We start from the raw sequence: 18,439 nt of genomic DNA, 5'->3' as shown, positions 1-18,439 counted from the left end.
CTCAAGCAGATGTATTGGAGGATTGTAACTTAATTCCCAAAACTTGGGTATAAGCTCCTCTCGCTTGAGTAACGCCAATTGTGCGTTCGGCTGATTCTATCATCGGACGACGCAAACTCACAACTATAAATTGCGCTTGTTGTGCCTGTTTTTCGATCATTCTAGCTAATCGTTCGACGTTTGCTCCATCCAAAAACATATCTACTTCGTCAAATGCATAAAATGGCGACGGACGGTAGCGTTGTAGGGCAAAAATAAAGCTTAAAGCTGTGAGTGATTTTTCTCCCCCAGACATGGAAGCTAGGCGCTGTACGGGTTTACCTTTGGGATGTGCGACTAAAGTCAGTCCGCTGCTAAAAGGATCTTCGGGATTTTCCAGTTGTAGGTAGCCGTCGCCGTCGGATAGTGTGGCAAAAATAGATTGAAAGTTTTCATTGACAGCATCGAAAGCTTCTTTAAAAGCAAGTTGCCGTAATGTCGTAAAGTTTTCAATTCGCAAAAGTAATTCGGTGCGTTCTGCTTCTAGGGTTTGCAATTTTTGAGAGAGTTCCTGGAGGCGGTTTTGGGTGCGTTCGTATTCTTCCAACGCCAGCATATTTACGGGTTCCATTGCCTGCAAGCGTTTACTAAGCGATCGCAATTCTTTTTGTAATTCTTCTAAATCTACTTTATCAGGCACTTCTGGCAAGGGATCTGGTAATTCTGCTCCCACATCCCGCAACTGACTTTGTAAAGTTACTAGTTCTTCTCGCCGCTTCATCTGAGTTTCTTGGAGTTTTTCTAGTTCCCATTCCAATTGTTGCTGGCGGAGAAGATGCGATCGCACTTCCTGTTCTGTAGCATCGCGTTTTTGTTTTTCTTCTCCCAAACTTTTTTCCATTTCACTCAATTTAGTTCGGGTTTCGGCGATTTGAGTGCTGAGTGCTGAGTGCTGAGTGCTGAGTGTAGCGATTTGATTTTGTTGCGTCTGTTGCTCGCGATCGTATTGGGTAATTCGTTCTTCTGCTTCTTGAATTCTCTCTTGTAGCCGCTGCTGTTGATTTTCTAAATTTTTTAATCTTTGCTCGGCTTCTCGTAATGCTGTCTCGCGTTGTTGTAATTCTTGCTCTTGAGTTTTAATGGTTGCTTGAATTTGCTGCCATTCACTGGGTGTTTGGGAAGCTTCTAACTCAGCTAAAGCATGTCGCAATTGTTGCAGTTGAGTTTCTTGTCCTGGTAATTCCCGATCCAAAATTGACAAACGGGATTGAGCTGTGGCGAATTTTTCGCTGTTTTGGGAGAGTTGCGATCGCGTCCCCTCTAATTGTGTTGTCAAACTCTTAATATCTTTCTGCAACTGCTCTAATTGCAACTGCCTCTCTCGCCGCGCTTGTCGTGCTTCTGTAAGTTCTTGCGATAGTTGTTTTGTTTTGGTAGATAATGAAGCGATCGCTTCATTACAACGTTCTAAAATCCGCTCAATATCAACCAAGCGATTTCTCAAAGCCGCTACTTCCTCAGATTCCGCCGCTTCCGCATTGCCAAACCGCAACGCCGAACGCTGGGTGTTGCTACCACCAGTCATCGCGCCGCTGGTTTCTAATAATTCCCCTTCTAAAGTAACGATGCGATAGAGTCCTAAGTTTTTTCGCGCCTGTTCGATGTTGGCAAATACCACCGTGTTCCCAAAAACGTAACTGAATACATCTTTATAGCGGCGATCGCAATCGATTAAGTTAACAGCATAGTTAATAAATCCGTTAGCCAAACGCAGCGTTGCATCTTGAGTAAATTTCGGAGCATGAATTTTATTCAGGGGGAGGAAAGTTGCTCTCCCCGCCCGTTTTTGTTTGAGCAGTTCAATCCCCGCTGCGGCTATGCCATCATCATCTACCACTATGTGTCCCAAACGTCCGCCAGCCGCAATTTCCAAAGCTAGTTGAAAGCGCGGTTCAACTCGCCCTAACTGCACGACTAAGCCGCAAACTCCAGGCATTCCCGATTGTAAGATGACTTTGCTTGCTTGAGTGCCTTGCACTTCCTGCTGTGCTTGGGCTTGCGCTTCTAGTTTATCTAACTGTCGCTGTTTTTCCCGTAGTTCTTGCGAAAGCCGCTTTTGCGTTTCTTGCTGGATTTGTAGTTCTTGTTCTGTTGCTGCGAGATTTTGGGCTAAGTTTTGGATCGGTTCGCTAGATGCGTTAAATTCTGTTTCAACGCGACTACATTCAATTTGTTTTTCGGCTAATTCCGGCTCTAAAGTAGCAATTAGCTGAGTTTGTTCTTGGATAAGTTCTTGCAGTTGGTTATTACGTTCTCTCAGTTGTGCTTGTTCTGTACGTTGCGGTTCGAGAGTTTGCAGCAAAGTTTCGATTTGACGGTTAAATGCTGTTTGTTGCTGTACCCACGCTTCCGAAGCCGAGGCAATTTCTGCTGCTGCTTCGCGCGAATTTGAGAGCGCTTGTCGCGCTTCATCTCTTTGCCGTTCGCAGTAGACGATAGATTGGCCTTCTACAACTTGTGTTTGAGCAATCTCGCTTAAAGAATGCTGGTGTTGTTGAATTTCTTGCTGAGTTTGCACCAGACGTTTGGCAGTTTCTTGGGAAGCTGTTGTTAATTCCGTTTGTTGGCGCTGGAGTTGTTTGCGTTCTGCTTCTTGGGTAGCGAGGATAGCTTGTACCGCCAAAAGTTCCTCTTCTCCCAATGCTTTCACATGGGCATTGAGTTGTTCTAATTCGGCGCTTTTTTGGGCAATCTCCGCATTTAGAGTTGTCAGTTGAGTAGTGAGTTCGCCAGAATTGCGATCGCCCGTTTGAATATCAGTTGCTAACTTTTCTTGCTGTGCTTGCAAAGAACGCCATGATAAAACTGCTTCCCAAGATTGTTTAGCCAGAAATTCCGTGCGAAGCTTTTGATATTTCTCTGCCTTCGCTCTATCTTGAGAAAGGCGATCGCGCTGTGCGGTTAATTCTGTCTCGATAATCCGACAGCTATCTTCCTTTTCCTTCACTTCATCTAAAGTATCTTTAGCTTGGTTAATCTTGCGATCGAACGCCGCCACCCCAGCCAATTCATCAATAATTTCCCGACGTTCTTTAGCATTCATCGAGATAATACTGGTGACATCCCCTTGCAACACGACATTATAGCCTTCAGGATAAATCCGCAGATTATTTAGTTCTTCGTGTAATTCCGTCAGCGTGCAGGCTGCACCGTTAATATAATAATTCGATGTATAACTTCCTTGATGTGTAACCCGTAGCTTTCTAGTTACACTCCATTCTGTTGGACGTTGACCATTTTGTGTTGATTGCTGTTGGGTTTGTTCGTCATCTTGTGCCAATTCTTCATTACTACTGACAACTGACAAATCCGACAAATCAAAAGTGACTGTGACGCTAGCTTCAATCGCAGAACGTCCTTTAGCAGTTTGGGTGTTATTTACCAAATCCGGTAAGCGATCGGCTCGCATTCCTTTAGAACTAGCGAGTCCCAGGCAAAATAGCAGTGCATCTAGAATATTAGATTTACCGGAACCATTTGGCCCAGAAATGACAGTAAACCCAGGTAGCAAGGGGACTTGGGTAGTGCCGCCAAAGGACTTGAAGTTGGTAAGTTCCACGCGCTTAACATGTACCATAGGCGCTGGTTAACTGGGCTAATGAAGTAAAAGTGTATCAATTAAACCAGGATTCTCAACTCGTGACGAGAGAAAATTCCGGATTATCGAACGCAGACTAACACACTTCTGTGCGGATTTAGATACCTCTAGGTGGCTAAAGGTTCGTTATTCAAAAAACGCAGAGGAGGTAAAAAGAGTCTAACAGTGAATTAAATCAGTTGGTATAGTTAACCAATTCAGCCATACGATCTTAGTTGTCAAAATGGACTGTCATTCCCCATTACTCCAAAAATTAAAATAAAACCCCACTAGTAAGGTGGGGAGTGATTCAATCAGGATTTCTCTTGTACGTACAAATGTACTATAAAAAACCAAAGATAGCAAGCAATATCTAACGACAAGCCTTTGGAAAAGGCAGTCGCCTGGGTTGAAAAAGTATCTCCTAGCCCCATAGGACTGTCTGCTGTCTTGCAATGTGTAATTTCAAGAAAAATCTCTGTGACAAAATTTTCATGGCAAAGTTATTGCACTTTGCTCTTTTTACTTAAACACTAAACAATAACCCATAGCTATCAAGCTACTATTAAAATGTCTAATTAGTAACAAAAATATAAGAGAAGTGCGATTGTGTATCTTTCTATGTACTGATATTTTCAAAGCCAAATAAATCAGTATGCTGTACGAGCGATCGCTATGTCATCAAAACATGATTTACCAATCAGATAATTAGCCTAACTAGCTTGTGCGATCGGATATAAACTTACATTTTCCAATAAATTTATTTTTTAATTAAGATAAAGCAGTCCTCAAAGATTCATCAAATTCTCTGTTTCTTTTCTGGCGTATTTGGCAGTACCCTAGGTTTTGTCTTTAAGCATTATCGTTAGAGTAGGCACAGAAGCGGCTACGTTTAAAAAGTAATTAATCACAACCTAGATAGAATTGCTATAGAAGCGTATTAGTTAGATATAATAATGACTCATTGTTTGTTTTCCTAACTGGAGAAACTAATGGGTCGTGCCAAAAAGGTTGTCCTGGCATATTCTGGCGGAGTAGATACCTCAGTTTGTATCCCCTACCTGAAACAGGAGTGGGGTGTAGAAGAAGTGATAACACTGGCAGCAGATTTAGGTCAAGGAGATGAATTAGAACCAATCAAAGAAAAAGCTTTGAAATCAGGCGCAAGTGAATCTCTAGTAGCAGATGTTAAAGATAGTTTTGTTAAAGATTACGCCTTTAGCGCGATTCAAGCTAATGCCCTCTACGAAAATCGTTATCCCCTAGGAACTGCCCTCGCCCGACCGCTAATTGCCAAAATACTAGTAGAAACTGCTGAAAAATACGGTGCTGATGCGATCGCTCACGGCTGTACGGGCAAAGGTAACGATCAGGTTCGCTTTGATGTCTCCTGTGCTGCCCTCAATCCCAATCTCAAGATACTCGCACCAGCGCGAGAATGGGGTATGAGCCGCGAAGAAACCATTGCTTATGGTGAAAAGTTTGGTATCCCCGCACCAGTTAAAAAATCTTCTCCCTACAGCATCGACAAGAATTTACTCGGTCGTAGCATCGAAGCTGGTGTACTGGAAGATCCAGCAGCAGAACCACCAGAAGAAATTTATCAGATGACTAAAGCGATCGCTGATACTCCTAACGAGCCAGAGTATATTGAAATTGGTTTCAACAGAGGTATTCCCACTGACCTCAACGGTAAATCTACCAACGCAGTTGAGTTAATTCAACAACTCAATCAACTGGCAGGCGATCGCGGTATTGGGCGGATTGATATGATAGAAAACCGCTTAGTGGGTATAAAATCACGAGAAATCTACGAATCACCCGCTATGTTAGTGCTAATTCAAGCCCATCGGGATTTAGAAAGCTTGACTTTGACGGCAGATGTCAGCCACTACAAGCGTGGAATTGAAGAAACTTACACGCAATTAGTCTATAACGGTCTGTGGTACAGTCCACTTAAAAGTGCATTGGATGCATTTATTCAACAGACCCAAGAACGAGTGTCGGGAACTGTGCGGGTAAAACTGTTTAAGGGCAATGCCTCCATAGTCGGGCGTTGGAGTGACAATTCACTTTATAGCCCTGACTTAGCAACTTACGGATCTGAAGACCAATTTGACCATAAAGCAGCCGAAGGCTTTATCTACGTTTGGGGACTACCAACTCGAATTTGGGCACAGCAGGCTAGATAAAGACAAAATTAAAAAGGCAAAAGTAAAGACAGAGAATTCTTTCTTTTGCCTTTTTAATTTTTAATTTTTAATTGTTTACTCTCCCGTAGCCCGTTTCACTTGCCGAGATTCTAACCACAGGGGGACAACAATTAAGGCTATAAGGATAAGCAAAGCGGCGATCGCAAATTTACTAACCCAAGCAACTAACTGTTCTAAAGAGACAACTCTGCCTGCAAAGAAAGCTAATGTCACCATTACGGTGGCCCAAGTGCTAGCTCCTACTAAGTTGTAGAAAAAGAATTTATTAAAGGGCATTTCAGCTATTCCAGCAAGTGGCGCAGCAAAAATCCGTAGTAATGCAAAAAAACGACCGAAAAATACAGCTTTAGCAGCGTTTTGACTAAATTGTTCTTTAATATTTAGCAATCGTTCTTCAGAAATCCGGAAAACTTTGCCTACTTGTAACAGAAAAGACCAACCACCAAGTTTACCAATCCAATAACCAAAAGTACCACCAATCGCAGCACCTGCGACGGCATCACCGAGAACTAACCAATAATTCAGTTCGTGACTACCCGCTAGAAACCCGCCCACTAAGGTGACAGTTTCACCAGGAAGAGGAATGCCCAAGTTTTCTAGCAAAATTCCCAAAAAAATTGCCCAGTAACCATACTGATGGGCAAAATTCTGGATGTTTTCTAGGGAAATTAGATCGAGAGACATCCCGCACCGCCGCTTTACAATTTTTTACCTTTACTCTATCTTGTCTCGTTTGTGTCTGGGGTGTCAATCAAGCTTTCAACATAGAAATGATAAGCTGCTACGCTTTTAAATTGTACATTGACCAAAGTTGACTGTTGACAGTTAACTGTCAGCTCTCAACAACCACTATGAGTATTTCTCAAAATTAAATGCGCTTTCGCTTAGTCTATATCTATTTATAGATATTGTTTATAGCCTATTGAATATTGACGATTGTCTGCTTAACAGTTAATACCACAAACACATAATTGTGCACACAAAGCAACAAGTTTTTATGAAAAATTTATAAATATCCGAGAAAAATATAAAAATCTAGTAAAAGATATGTTTGATACTAAAATTCTTAGGCGTTTATGCCTATAGTTATGAAAGTTAACACAAATTATACGGCATAGATACTGAAGCAAACTACTCCAACTGCGTCGCTGTTAATTCCTAAACAAGTGAATGAAGCAGTGTTTTGTTGTTGTAACTGCGCCAGTATTGATGCCATATTTCTGTTTTTGTAGAGTCTTTCAACTACCCAGTCAAACATATGAATATCTCACAAGAATCGCAAGTAGTTTTGTTCAAACCCCAAGGAAGCATAGACTTGGAGAGTGGTACGGCTTTGAGCGAACAGATGGTAGATATAGTGCCTCAGCCCGATCAACTCTGGGTTATTGATTTGTCGCAAGTGGATTTTATGGACAGTTCTGGATTAGTTCCGTTAGTCAAAGCTCTAACATCTGCACGTCAAAGCGGTTGTCGCTTAGTTCTTTGCAACGTCCAAGCTCCTGTGCGTTTGATTTTGGAACTGACTCAACTAGATTCGGTGTTTGAAATTTTTAATACTTATGAGGACATTTTTTCTAACTCCAAAGATAACAATCTGGTGCTAGCAGGCTAACCTTTTATTGTACAGACAAATGTATCTGACAAGCAAAAAACATTTGTGATTTTTAGCTAGCGTCACTCACTATAACTAGCGATCGCCCAACCACAAAAACGTGGTGTGAGTTCAACTTATGGCTTGGCAGCGAACTGGTATCAATGACAGGAAAATAAATTTGGTTGTCGAATGATAGTGCTAGCTAAAGCGGGTGCAGTGGGAAATGACCAAAACAAGTCATAGCAAATTTTACTTTTTTGCTACCCAAACTGCACCTGGTATGTAACTGAATACTCGATAAAAATTTCACAGAGTTATATGTTTGTAGATTTTTGATTGAAAATCCGACTCTGGAGATGGGTTATGTCAATCCATCTAGTATCAGTACAATTATTTTATTTGAGATCGTTATAAGCAGAAAAATTTTTATTGATTGTACTGTTTGAGAAACTTAGTAAACTATCTAAAACAGCTTGTATGGCAGTCCGATTTAATTAGAGAATTTATTCGTCAAGGCAAAAATAGGGAACAGGAAAGCAGATAGGCACAGAAGTAGCCTGTTTTTTTACCCAATCAAATAGGAGTCTTATATCAAGCATTTAGCTGTAAAGCTGAATTACTAATTTAGTATTACAGCTTTAAACATCTCATACAGCAGGAATATTACTTTGGCTAGATGCTGGGCGAGGAAAATTTGGCAAATCGATACCGCTGTGACTGGCATTGCGGGTTTTGAGTGCCAAGCGATAGCTAACACTTTGTAATTCTGCTTGAAGTTGGCGATTTTCCCGTTGTAGAATTGCGACTTTTTCTCTCACAGGAGCCATGCGCTCCTCGAACTTACGACGGTAAATTTGAGGTAACTCCTGTACTACTTGCTCTAACATCCGACTGCGATCGGTTAGTTCTTGTACTGACTGCCGCAATTGGTAAATTTCGGCATCACGAGTCGTAATCTGTTCTTGGTAGAACGTCACTTGCTGCTCAACAGCTTGCAATTGTTCTCGTAATGCCTGCAACTGACTGATATCGATATCAGGCTCGGTTCGCTGGGGCATAAAATTAGTATTGCCCTTCACTAGCCGGAAGAGTTCTTGAGAAAGCTGTTGCACTAATTGATCGCGAAGCTGCAACTCTTGGCGCAGCTGCGAGACTTCGCTAGAGAGAGCTTGAATGTTGGGTGTGTCAGTTTGGCTCACAGTGGCTTACAGCTCCCATTGACGAATCTTGTCGAATCCTAGGTATAACTGCGATGATAGTACTGCTTTTGGCAAGTACTTGTTAATTTAGCATTCCCAACCAAATCAAAAAAAAGGCACAAGATAAAAATTTTTTTAGACTTTATTTCCTCAGTACTGAATACTGAGGCTCTAAAACCTCAACACTCAGTACCTTTTACTCAGAACTTTCCTTAAGCGCTGACAGCAACTTTATCTGCTTTTTCTTGGGGGAGTTCCTGCTTAATAGTCAGGTAACGAATTACTTCTTCGCTCAAACGCATTGCACGTTCCATAGGAGCAACCACAGTTCCTGGCCCGCTGTAGTTCATTTGGATGTAGATACCGTCCCGATGCTTTTTAATTTCGTAAGCGAGACGACGCTTACCTCGATTTTGAATTTGGATATCAACAGCGCCTTGTTCTCGGATCGAGTTTTGGTATTTCGTAATTGCTTGCTCTACCTGTTCGTCTCCCAAGTCAGGACGCAGAATGTACATTGTTTCGTAAACTGTGGACATGTTTTGAAGTCTCCCTATGGACAAAATGGCTGCTGATGTTAATTTATACGAGAATTTCAATGAATAATACTAGTATTGCTCAACATCTGAAGCAACAAGGAACTATAATCTTACCAGTTTTCAATTTGAATCATTAGCCAAATCTACTGAAATTTCCATCTCTAACGAGAAGCTGCCTACAGGCGGCTAGGGAGGAAGCCAATCCATCCTCCATATCCTAGCCTGCGGCAAGCTCTGACGCTGTTGAGCGTTACCCGAACAGAGAGGTGTCCCGATCGATTACAAATACCGCGAAGATGAGCGATCGATAGCTTCCTCATCTTATCCTCCCCATGCCTCAGTTACCATCATTGATGGCAGCTCAGTCTGAGGCTCAAGCCTCTACCACTGACTGAAGATTGCTAAGAGCTCACAGCTTTTAATCGCAGACAATAAGGATATTAATCAAGCTTATGGCGCAGCGCTATGTGCGAGTTCAAAATCTAGAAGGCAAGGTTTACTATGGATTGCTACAACTATCCCTCAAGGTGCAGGTGCTGGATGCTCCGCCCTGGTTACAAGGACAAGCCACAGAGCTAATTTTAGACCCAGACAACTATCAAATTCTTCCTCCCTGCGCTCCCTCAAAAATTGTGGCGGTGGGCAAGAATTACGCAGACCATGCAGCAGAAATGGGTACTCCTGTACCCAGCGAGCCATTAATTTTTCTCAAGCCACCTACATCGATCATCGCCTCCGAGACAGAGATTAAATATCCTCCCCAATCACAACGGGTAGACTACGAAGGTGAGTTAGCACTAGTAATCGGCGATCGCGCCTTTAACTGCACGCCGCAAGAAGCTCAAACTAAAATTTGGGGTTACACTATCGCCAACGATGTTACAGCAAGGGATCTACAACAAAAAGATGGTCAATGGACTAGAGCCAAAGGTTTTGATACTTTCTGCCCTCTAGGCCCTTGGATCGTCAGAGAACTAAATCCTGGAGCTAGATTGCAGACTTTTGTGAATGACGATGCTAATCCCCGACAATCTGCTTGTATCGATCGGATGGTCTTTCCCCCCGATATTCTCGTGTCTTATATCAGTCAAGTGATGACACTGCTACCAGGGGATGTGGTGCTAACGGGTACGCCAGAGGGTATTGGTTCGTTGCACCGAGGCGATCGCGTTCGCATTGAAATTGAAGGTATTGGCCGCCTGGAAAACACCGTGGCATCCCGTTAACGACTAGCGCACTTGCATATACACTGCATCAGAAATTGCCGGAATTTCTGCATAACGTCCGATTATGGACTGGATAACGGAATATACAACTGCTCCGACAATACCTAGAAATATAGTGTTTGCCACTGTTTCTATTGCAAAGCTAGCACCAGGAATGGGAGTCAAAATTCTCAGCAGTATAGAACACAAAAATACAACAATGTCTAAAAGGATCGCTTGCATTGTGTTGAAACGAATAAAGTGACTGATTTTTTCGTTTCTTACCACTAACATGAACAAGGCAAAGAAAACGATTAGTTGACCCAACGAGCCTAAGCTACCGTAAACTATTAAAACTGGTTGTAACGGTATAAGTAATACTCGCAGTGCTGGAAACTGTGTGAGCAAAAATCCACCAAAGACTAGACCATCAATCAAAGGTAGCAAATAAGGTAAACAAGCAAAAATCCGGTCGGAAACAGTTGTAGACCCGCGCCAAGTCATTGTGCATTCTCCTGTGGCTAAATTTCGAGAGTTACTTGAGCCTAGGATAACGCAGTTGCTCGGTCTTACTAAACTATTACACATTGACTTTTAGTGGATTGCTGATAGTTGACAGTTAACTGTCAACTATTCTATGTACGCAATGCGGAAGCCCATCATACACTCGTACTGTTCTGGTTGTTGTTCAGTGAGTTTGCGAATGGCTTGACCACAACGAAGTTGACCCCTACGCCAACGGGGTTGACCGCTTGCGTCAGCAAGTAAACAAGACTGGCAAACCTGCTCGGGGGCAAGGATTTGATCGCCTGTTAAAATGACTAGCATCTAATCCCTCCTGTAAATCCTCATTAGTTACTTGTATTTGTCCAGAGGAGGAAACGCTTGGTAGACACCCTATAAATCGTTTGAAGGCAGGGTGAGAGCGCGCTGCGCGTTATAAACTCTTGCAATTTTTAATTGCGGAAGACACTTGAAAGCATCCTCTGCGATCTTTTTGGTAAAAATGGGGGTAATAACAAACAATTGCCTAGCCAACCTGAATCTATTGTATGTTGTATGTTTTATTATTGAGTTCTTCTGTTAAAACTTATACATATATTTTGGGTACTGGGAAGCAGGAGAAAGCTTCGCTTTGGCAAAAGACAAAAGTAATTAAACAAACTTCTTGGGCTTTGCTTTTCCCTTTCGCCTTTTCCCCACTGCCTATTTCCATATACGATCTTTAACGCACTAATCAAGTTGGTATCTAATAATAAGTAAATCAGCATCAGTAAACATCAATAGTCAGACCTTTAGGCTATTACTTAGGTGCTGCACTCAGCCAAAAGCAACCATTGTGCAAATTTCTCTTAAGGATAATTGAAGTGACTAGGACTAATTCAGACTTTCTTGCTACATCCGATCCCGCGATCGCAAAATTACTCAACCAAGAACTAGAGCGCCAACGCGACCACTTGGAGTTGATTGCGAGCGAAAACTTTACCTCTGCTGCGGTACTGGCAGCTCAAGGTTCGGTACTAACAAATAAATATGCCGAAGGCTTGCCTGGGAAACGCTACTACGGCGGTTGTGAATTTATCGATAAAGTCGAGCAACTAGCGATCGACCGAGCTAAACAACTGTTTGGTGCTGCTCATGCCAATGTCCAACCCCATTCTGGGGCCCAAGCAAATTTTGCAGTATTCCTGACACTACTAAAACCAGGAGACACAATCATGGGTATGGATTTGTCTCATGGAGGACATCTTACCCACGGTTCCCCGGTAAATGTGTCGGGTAAGTGGTTTCAAGTTCGCCATTACGGTGTTAACCAACAAACAGAACAATTAGACTACGACCAAATTCGGGAGCTGGCGCTGAGGGAGCGTCCTAAGCTCCTGATTTGTGGTTATTCCGCTTATCCTCGTGTAATTGACTTTGAAAAGTTTCGTAGCATTGCTGATGAAATCGGCGCTTACTTACTCGCGGACATCGCTCATATCGCTGGTTTGGTTGCTAGTGGACTGCATCCCGACCCAATTCCTTATTGCGATGTAGTCACCACAACTACCCATAAAACTCTACGCGGCCCTAGGGGTGGGATAATTTTAACCCGCGATGCCGAACTAGGTAAAAAACTCGATAAAGCAGTTTTCCCCGGTTCTCAAGGCGGGCCATTGGAACACGTGATTGCGGCGAAGGCAGTAGCTTTTGGAGAAGCCCTAAAGCCGGAGTTTAAAACTTATTCTGCCCAGATTATTACAAATGCTCGTGCTTTGGCAGAACAATTATTGAATCGAGGCTTAAAGCTAGTATCAAATGGCACTGAAAATCATTTAATGCTGGTTGACCTACGGTCTATTGGCATCACAGGTAAGTTGGCGGAACAGTACTTGAGTGTTGTGAATGTTACCACTAACAAAAATACAGTTCCCTTCGATCCTGAGTCGCCATTCGTGACTAGCGGTCTGAGGTTGGGTTCTCCGGCAATGACCACAAGAGGTTTAGGAGTTGCAGAATTTACCGAAATTGGGAATATTATTGCCGATCGCTTGCTTTCTCCTGATTCCGATCCAGTTGCAGCTGATTGTCGGCGAAGAGTCGCAGCATTGTGCGATCGCTTTCCCTTGTACCCTCACCTAGAGATTCCCACCCCAGCTTTAGCATAGGTAATTAGGAATTGGGTATTGGGGATTGGGTATGAGTCAGTGGTCAGCAATAGGGTGTAGGGGGTAGGGTATGGGTAAGATGGCATTGGTCAAGGCTTGTTACCCCGACCAATGCAATCGTGCCTTATGGACGGGGCTTGTGACCCACTAGTTGTTGGGGCTATTTCTTCCCCTACACCCCACACCCCGCCCCAACGGGGCTTGGTCAGTTGTCAGTGGTCAGGAAAAAAAGTAAGGGGTAAAGGTTAAAGGGAAAGGGGGAGAACTTTATTTAATTCCTTTTCCCATTACCCATTTCCCTTTGACCGCGAAGCCTCCCCTGCTCCCTTATCCTCAGTCCCCAGACCCTAAATTTAAATTCATGCCGATCGAAGTCTGAAATATAGTAGAAATATCTAGAAACGTTCCTCGGCAGATTTTTGTTTTACAAACTACTTATAGAAAATACCGATGCCTGCTCAGATTTATCATCTGATTGCTTTTCTTGTTGCTGCGGTAGTCGTTCTCTGGACTACGCCCGATGTCAAAAAAATTGGTATAAAAAGTGGACGTGTCGATCGACCTAGCGATCGCAAAGTTCATCAACGCCCAATGGTTCGCTTGGGAGGAGTTTCTATATTCTTAGGTACTATAATTTCCCTGTTGATTGTTTGGTGGTTGGGCGGATTTGGCAATCTCACACCTGAAAAAGAATGGCAAATTTGGGGTGTCACCCTAGGCGGCTTTGGCTTTTTTTTGATTGGTTTAGCAGACGATTTGTTAAATTTATCTCCTTTAACACGCTTGCTCGTGCAGATTATTGTTGCGGCTGGTGCATGGAAGGCAGGTGTAAGTATAGATTTCATTAGCATTCCCACAATTGGGATAGTCGATCTTAACTGGCTGAGTTTGCCCATCACAGTTATTTGGCTAGTAGGGATGGTCAATGCCATTAACTGGATTGACGGTTTAGACGGTTTAGCTGCTGGGGTGTCTGGAATTGCCGCTGTGGTGATGTTGCTTGTTTCTCTATATATGCGGCAACCAGCAGCAGCTTTGATTGCAGCAGCCCTAGCTGGTGCGTCACTGGGATTTCTCCGCTACAACTTTAATCCCGCACAAATCTTTATGGGAGATGGTGGGGCTTATTTTATGGGATTTACCCTAGCCGCTGTGGGTGTAATTGGTTTAGTCAAAATCCCTGCTTTCACGGCTGTCATTTTGCCTTATCTAATTTTGGCAGTGCCAATTGTAGATATGTCAGCGGTAATTTTGGCAAGACTTTGCCGAGGAAAATCACCTTTTATTGCGGATAAACGTCATTTGCATCATCGACTCCTAAATGCTGGTTTATCCCATCGCTGGACGGTTTTATTTATTTACTCTTTAACTCTGTGGGTAGGCAGTTTGGCATTAGCCATTGCTGGTATACCTAGCGGTATTGCTTACGCCTGTGGTGCAACTTCACTGTTAAGTTACGCCATCTGGCGTTTGTGGAAAATCTCTAGACAATCTTAAGAACTAGAGAAAAGCTGCTCAATCTTGGGCAAAGGGGAAAAGGAATTAAACAAAGTTCTTTTCCTTTAACCTTTAACCTTGTCCCCAATCCCTAATCCCCAATCCCTAATCCGATGAGTGCAGAAATAATTTGTGTTGGTACTGAACTATTGCTAGGAGATATTCTCAATGGTAATGCTCAATTTTTGGCGCAACAATTAGCGCAACTAGGTATTCCACACTACTATCAAACCGTGGTTGGAGATAACCCACAACGATTGAAGCAAGTTATTGAAATCGCTATTTCCAGAGCGCAAATTTTGATCTTTACTGGTGGTCTTGGGCCTACGCCAGATGATCTTACCTGCGAAACTATCGCTGATTTTTTTGGTGTCCCTTTGGTAGAACGCCCAGAAATCATTGAAGACATAGCTCAAAAATTTGCTGGGCGGGGTCGGGTTATGACTTCAAGTAACCGCAAGCAAGCCTTGATTCCCCAAGGTGCAGAAATTTTACCCAACCCTACAGGAACAGCGCCTGGTATCATCTGGCAACCACGTTCCGACATCACAATTTTCACGTTTCCTGGTGTGCCATCAGAAATGCATCATATGTGGCGTGAAACCGCAGTACCCTTTCTCAAAAACCAAGGCTGGGGTCAAGAAATTATTTACAGCCGGAGTTTAAAGTTTTGGGGTATTGGTGAATCTGCGTTGGCGGAAAAAGTAGCTCCTTATCTTAACTTGCCTAACCCTACAGTAGCCCCTTATGCAGGTAAGGGTGAAGTCAGATTGCGGATTTCTGCTAAAGCTAGTTCAGAAGTTGCAGCAGAAGCTTTGATTTTGCCAATTGAGAAACAACTTAAAGAAATTGCAGGACTGGATTATTACGGTACAGACGATCGAACTCTCGCTTCTGTAGTCGGTGAGTTGTTGCGATCGACAAAAGAAACTCTCTCTGTTGCAGAATCCTGTACTGGTGGCGGGCTAGGGCAAATGTTGACTGAGATTTCCGGAAGTTCAGATTACTTTTGGGGTGGGGTGATTTCTTATGATAACTCAGTAAAAGTTGGACTATTAAAGGTTAACCCAGAAGACTTAGATAAATTTGGGGCGGTAAGTGCTACTGTTGCAGAGCAAATGGCAGTTGGGGTAAAAATGTGCCTCTCAACGACTTGGGGATTGAGTATCACTGGTATTGCTGGCCCAACTGGGGGAACGGACACCAAGCCGGTGGGTTTAGTTTACATTGGTTTGGCTGGGCCAAATGACGAAGTAACGAGTTTTGAGTATCGGTTTGGAACAATGCGAGGTCGGACTCTAATTCGTCTTTTAAGTGCAAATACAGCCTTGGATTTACTACGACGGCAGTTGTTGACAAGATTGTAGCGCAAATATAAAGTCCTTTTGACCTAGCAACCTTCCCAATCCCTCTTTGCTAGCGAAGAGGGGATGAGTTGGTTCTGAATTCCTTTTACCAATCTCTTAACTAAGACCAACAATGTGTCTTTGTTGACCGTGTTCTTGTAGCATGAGAATTAAGACAAATCTGAAACAGGCTTAAGCTTCGACAGCTGACTCCAACAAGTACAACCGCTCTGAGTTAGTCTTATAAAATGAAGTTATTGACAGTTAAACTGCTGGCTGTAATATTCCTCAAAGTTAAAAACTGTTGAAATTGATTTGGGTTGGAGTCACCATCTGGGTTAATGCTAACAACTGTGTTACTACCAACTTGCCCTAGTTTTATGTAATCAGTGAAAGGATTGGTACTTTTGAAATTAGACCCATCGATAATTTGGCTGAGGTCGATCGCTTCCTTTGTGCGGTCAAAACCGATGATATAGTCGCCCTTATCTGAAAAGCTTTGGAAGGCAAATCGATCGTCACCCCCTCCACCAATTAAGATATCGATACCACCACCACCAATCAGAGTATCGTTACCATAGCCTCCCATGAGGATATCGTTACCACTAGTACCAGTCAGGACATCGTTACCCATAGTGCCATATATGGCAAATTTCTCTGAATTAACGGCACTAATTGGTTGAGGAGACCTCTTGGCAGCTACTTCGTAAGCACCAACATCTGGTTGAGTATCCCGTAGCACGCTTCCTTGGTCAATAGTAGGTACGATCGCATTTTTGATGCCAGTGTTGATGGCAGGACTGCCTGTTTTCAAGGGATGCACTAAATCTCCCCCGATATTTTGTAAGGTATCAATAAGAGGATCGACAATTCGACTGCCTGCTACAACCCGTCTGTCGCCGTATCCTGGTTTAGGCCATTCAATGTTGCCACCGCCATCTTTGAGAGAAGTTGTAACTTGCTGTTGGTATTTATTACCTGCTGTATTGTTGGCAACAATCGAATTTGTCAGGGTTACGTTCTTATTACCACCGAACATGATTGCACCACTAGCCCGTCCGGCAAAGTTGTTAACGATGGTGGAATTGACAATATTGATGGGAGAGGCAGGATCGGTGTCAATAAACATGGCTCCACCCGCATCTTTGGTAACCTTATTTCCAGAAAAGGTGCTGTTGATGATATCCACTTTGGAGTTTCTATCTATCCACAAACCTCCTCCTTGCCTTTCAGCGGTATTGTTAGCAATAGTGACGTTCTTGATAGTGAGGTCGCTGGTAGCTCGTACTCCTCCTCCTCGTGATACTCCTTGAGCGTTGTAACCTGCACTATTGCCGACTATAGTGCTGTCTTCAAGTACGATCTGGTCTTTAGCGTAACCATAAAGAAAAAGCGCGCCACCTTCGCCTTCAGTATGGTTATCTTCAAACCAACTGCCACGGACGGTAATTGTACCTGCTATTGGAGAACCAGGTCCTACAGGAGTTGCTCCATCAGTGAAGATTGCACCACCACCCATACCACCTGCTGAACTGTTGCCTTCAAAGACCGAGTTCTCTACAGTCAATGTGCCTAGCAAGCTATAAATCGCACCACCATTGACCCCTTTGTTGTCTGTAAATATGGAGTCTTTAACAACGAGGTTACCAGCACCAGCTGTGGCGATCGCTCCACCACTCCAACCAGAGTTTGCAGAAGTACCATCATTCCCATCAAAGCTACTGTTAACTACCGTAGAACGACCACCATAGCCAAGATAGATGGCTCCACCTGTACCACCGCGATTGTTGGTAAATTTACAGTTATCGACTGTGATGCTGCCATAGTCATAGGTTTGAATCGCACCACCTTTTCCGGTTGTTTTACCATCAGCGATAGTGAGGTTCTTAAACGTAGCACCTATCTGGCGCTCGACAAGAAATACTCCTGTAGCATTGTTACCACTAATTTTTAAATTCGCTGTTCCTGTACCATCAATCGTTAGGTTTTTTGTAATACTAAGCTGCCCACTAGTAAGTGTGATGGTCTTGTTAGCAAGGGTAGAAGCAAACTTGATGGTGTCCCCCGCTTGAGCAGAAGCGATCGCTGCACGCAAAGAACCTGCTCCGCTGTCTGCAGAGGTAGTAACGTTAATGATAGCCATGCTTTGAATTTCCTTTTAGATCAACGTTTTCAGATATATGTTTTGGACAAAATCACTCTTTTTATGACTTAACTAGTGGTCTAGTTGTCATTCAGGAGAATGAGATTTAGAACCACTGATTTGCCTTTTTTATAAACCTGTAAAAAACTAAAATCTAAGGGTGAATCCACTTAAAAAAACTCAGCGTAAATATACTTAAGTGGAAAGAAAAATAAATTTCATTCTTTTTAATGAACAATTATTTTAGTTTTTATGTTTAGTAAATAGCAAAAGTTATTTTAAATCTATTTGATTTTTTTATGTCATTAATCATCAAAAAATAATTTTTAATCACCTTATTTAAAAATAGATCTAATATTTTAAAGGCATTATAAAACTGAGTAAAACTATATAGTTTTTCAAGTAGAATATTTGCCTGGACAGCATTTCGGTATTT

14 protein-coding genes are annotated in these 18,439 nt (G+C 42.8%); 6 read left to right on the top strand and 8 right to left on the bottom strand.

Going from position 1 to position 18,439, the window contains the following annotated elements; genetic code table 11:
• Window position 1: 1 nt before the first annotated feature.
• Complete coding sequence (gene smc / locus I8752_RS00755) at window positions 2-3,616, bottom strand: chromosome segregation protein SMC (protein WP_214430404.1); 3,615 nt, start codon at window positions 3,614-3,616, stop codon at window positions 2-4.
• A gap of 992 nt (window positions 3,617-4,608) precedes the next feature.
• Between smc and I8752_RS00750 the strand changes: the two genes are divergently transcribed.
• Window positions 4,609-5,808, top strand: coding sequence for an argininosuccinate synthase (locus I8752_RS00750; protein ID WP_214430403.1), 1,200 nt, complete (start codon window positions 4,609-4,611; stop codon window positions 5,806-5,808).
• Window positions 5,809-5,883: 75 nt separating this feature from the next.
• Here I8752_RS00750 and I8752_RS00745 read toward each other — a convergent pair whose 3' ends face one another.
• On the bottom strand, window positions 5,884-6,513 hold the full coding sequence (locus I8752_RS00745; protein WP_214430402.1) for a DedA family protein: 630 nt from the start codon (window positions 6,511-6,513) through the stop codon (window positions 5,884-5,886).
• Between the two features lie 574 nt (window positions 6,514-7,087).
• Between I8752_RS00745 and I8752_RS00740 the strand changes: the two genes are divergently transcribed.
• A complete protein-coding gene (locus tag I8752_RS00740) occupies window positions 7,088-7,441 on the top strand; it encodes an STAS domain-containing protein (RefSeq protein ID WP_214430401.1) in 354 nt (117 codons plus the stop codon).
• 629 nt (window positions 7,442-8,070) lie between these two features.
• Here the strand turns inward: I8752_RS00740 and I8752_RS00735 are convergent.
• The 3 genes from I8752_RS00735 to I8752_RS00725 all read right to left on the bottom strand — a co-directional run bounded on the left by I8752_RS00735 (window position 8,071) and on the right by I8752_RS00725 (window position 9,481).
• Window positions 8,071-8,622 carry an Npun_F5560 family protein gene (locus I8752_RS00735; protein ID WP_214430400.1) on the bottom strand — a complete coding sequence of 184 codons (552 nt, stop codon included), beginning with the start codon at window positions 8,620-8,622 and terminating at the stop codon, window positions 8,071-8,073.
• 212 nt (window positions 8,623-8,834) lie between these two features.
• The gene (gene rpsF / locus I8752_RS00730; protein WP_214430399.1) at window positions 8,835-9,161 is read right to left on the bottom strand and encodes a 30S ribosomal protein S6; all 327 of its coding nucleotides are present in this window, start codon (window positions 9,159-9,161) and stop codon (window positions 8,835-8,837) included.
• A gap of 176 nt (window positions 9,162-9,337) precedes the next feature.
• Window positions 9,338-9,481 carry a hypothetical protein gene (locus I8752_RS00725; protein ID WP_214430398.1) on the bottom strand — a complete coding sequence of 48 codons (144 nt, stop codon included), beginning with the start codon at window positions 9,479-9,481 and terminating at the stop codon, window positions 9,338-9,340.
• A gap of 132 nt (window positions 9,482-9,613) precedes the next feature.
• Here I8752_RS00725 and I8752_RS00720 point away from each other — a divergent pair, with 132 nt between their 5' ends.
• Entirely contained in the window at window positions 9,614-10,387 is a 774-nt protein-coding gene (locus I8752_RS00720; protein WP_214430397.1) for a fumarylacetoacetate hydrolase family protein, read from the top strand.
• 3 nt (window positions 10,388-10,390) lie between these two features.
• On the opposite strand, the gene I8752_RS00715 is transcribed toward I8752_RS00720, so the two are convergent.
• Both I8752_RS00715 and I8752_RS00710 read right to left on the bottom strand, forming a co-directional pair.
• Window positions 10,391-10,870, bottom strand: a complete 480-nt coding sequence (locus I8752_RS00715; protein ID WP_214430396.1) for a Tic20 family protein — start codon at window positions 10,868-10,870, stop codon at window positions 10,391-10,393.
• Window positions 10,871-10,996: 126 nt separating this feature from the next.
• Entirely contained in the window at window positions 10,997-11,194 is a 198-nt protein-coding gene (locus I8752_RS00710; protein WP_214430395.1) for a hypothetical protein, read from the bottom strand.
• A 539-nt stretch (window positions 11,195-11,733) separates the two neighbouring features.
• Between I8752_RS00710 and glyA the strand changes: the two genes are divergently transcribed.
• From glyA to I8752_RS00695, 3 genes are all read left to right on the top strand, one after another.
• Window positions 11,734-13,017, top strand: a complete 1,284-nt coding sequence (gene glyA, locus I8752_RS00705) for a serine hydroxymethyltransferase (RefSeq protein WP_214430394.1) — start codon at window positions 11,734-11,736, stop codon at window positions 13,015-13,017.
• 450 nt (window positions 13,018-13,467) lie between these two features.
• The gene (locus I8752_RS00700; RefSeq protein ID WP_214430393.1) at window positions 13,468-14,514 is read left to right on the top strand and encodes a glycosyltransferase family 4 protein; all 1,047 of its coding nucleotides are present in this window, start codon (window positions 13,468-13,470) and stop codon (window positions 14,512-14,514) included.
• A gap of 113 nt (window positions 14,515-14,627) precedes the next feature.
• The gene (locus I8752_RS00695) at window positions 14,628-15,881 is read left to right on the top strand and encodes a competence/damage-inducible protein A (protein WP_214430392.1); all 1,254 of its coding nucleotides are present in this window, start codon (window positions 14,628-14,630) and stop codon (window positions 15,879-15,881) included.
• A gap of 220 nt (window positions 15,882-16,101) precedes the next feature.
• Here I8752_RS00695 and I8752_RS38335 read toward each other — a convergent pair whose 3' ends face one another.
• Complete coding sequence (locus I8752_RS38335) at window positions 16,102-18,003, bottom strand: right-handed parallel beta-helix repeat-containing protein (protein ID WP_214430391.1); 1,902 nt, start codon at window positions 18,001-18,003, stop codon at window positions 16,102-16,104.
• Window positions 18,004-18,439: the final 436 nt, after the last annotated feature.

Origin of the sequence: Dendronalium phyllosphericum CENA369, from assembly GCF_016056275.1 — a bacterium.
GTDB lineage: Bacteria > Cyanobacteriota > Cyanobacteriia > Cyanobacteriales > Nostocaceae > Dendronalium > Dendronalium phyllosphericum.
The sequence above is the reverse complement of the archived record's forward strand: the minus strand, read 5'-3'. Positions and strand labels throughout refer to the sequence as shown.

Coding starts and splice junctions, on each gene's coding strand:
- I8752_RS00745 (WP_214430402.1), bottom strand. CDS start 6,513: ATGTCTCTCGATCTAATTTCCCTAGAAAACATCCAGAATTTTGCCCAT.
- smc (WP_214430404.1), bottom strand. CDS start 3,616: ATGGTACATGTTAAGCGCGTGGAACTTACCAACTTCAAGTCCTTTGGC.
- I8752_RS00720 (WP_214430397.1), top strand. CDS start 9,614: ATGGCGCAGCGCTATGTGCGAGTTCAAAATCTAGAAGGCAAGGTTTAC.
- I8752_RS00715 (WP_214430396.1), bottom strand. CDS start 10,870: ATGACTTGGCGCGGGTCTACAACTGTTTCCGACCGGATTTTTGCTTGT.
- I8752_RS00750 (WP_214430403.1), top strand. CDS start 4,609: ATGGGTCGTGCCAAAAAGGTTGTCCTGGCATATTCTGGCGGAGTAGAT.
- I8752_RS00700 (WP_214430393.1), top strand. CDS start 13,468: ATGCCTGCTCAGATTTATCATCTGATTGCTTTTCTTGTTGCTGCGGTA.
- I8752_RS00740 (WP_214430401.1), top strand. CDS start 7,088: ATGAATATCTCACAAGAATCGCAAGTAGTTTTGTTCAAACCCCAAGGA.
- rpsF (WP_214430399.1), bottom strand. CDS start 9,161: ATGTCCACAGTTTACGAAACAATGTACATTCTGCGTCCTGACTTGGGA.
- I8752_RS00725 (WP_214430398.1), bottom strand. CDS start 9,481: ATGAGGAAGCTATCGATCGCTCATCTTCGCGGTATTTGTAATCGATCG.
- I8752_RS38335 (WP_214430391.1), bottom strand. CDS start 18,003: ATGGCTATCATTAACGTTACTACCTCTGCAGACAGCGGAGCAGGTTCT.
- I8752_RS00695 (WP_214430392.1), top strand. CDS start 14,628: ATGAGTGCAGAAATAATTTGTGTTGGTACTGAACTATTGCTAGGAGAT.
- I8752_RS00710 (WP_214430395.1), bottom strand. CDS start 11,194: ATGCTAGTCATTTTAACAGGCGATCAAATCCTTGCCCCCGAGCAGGTT.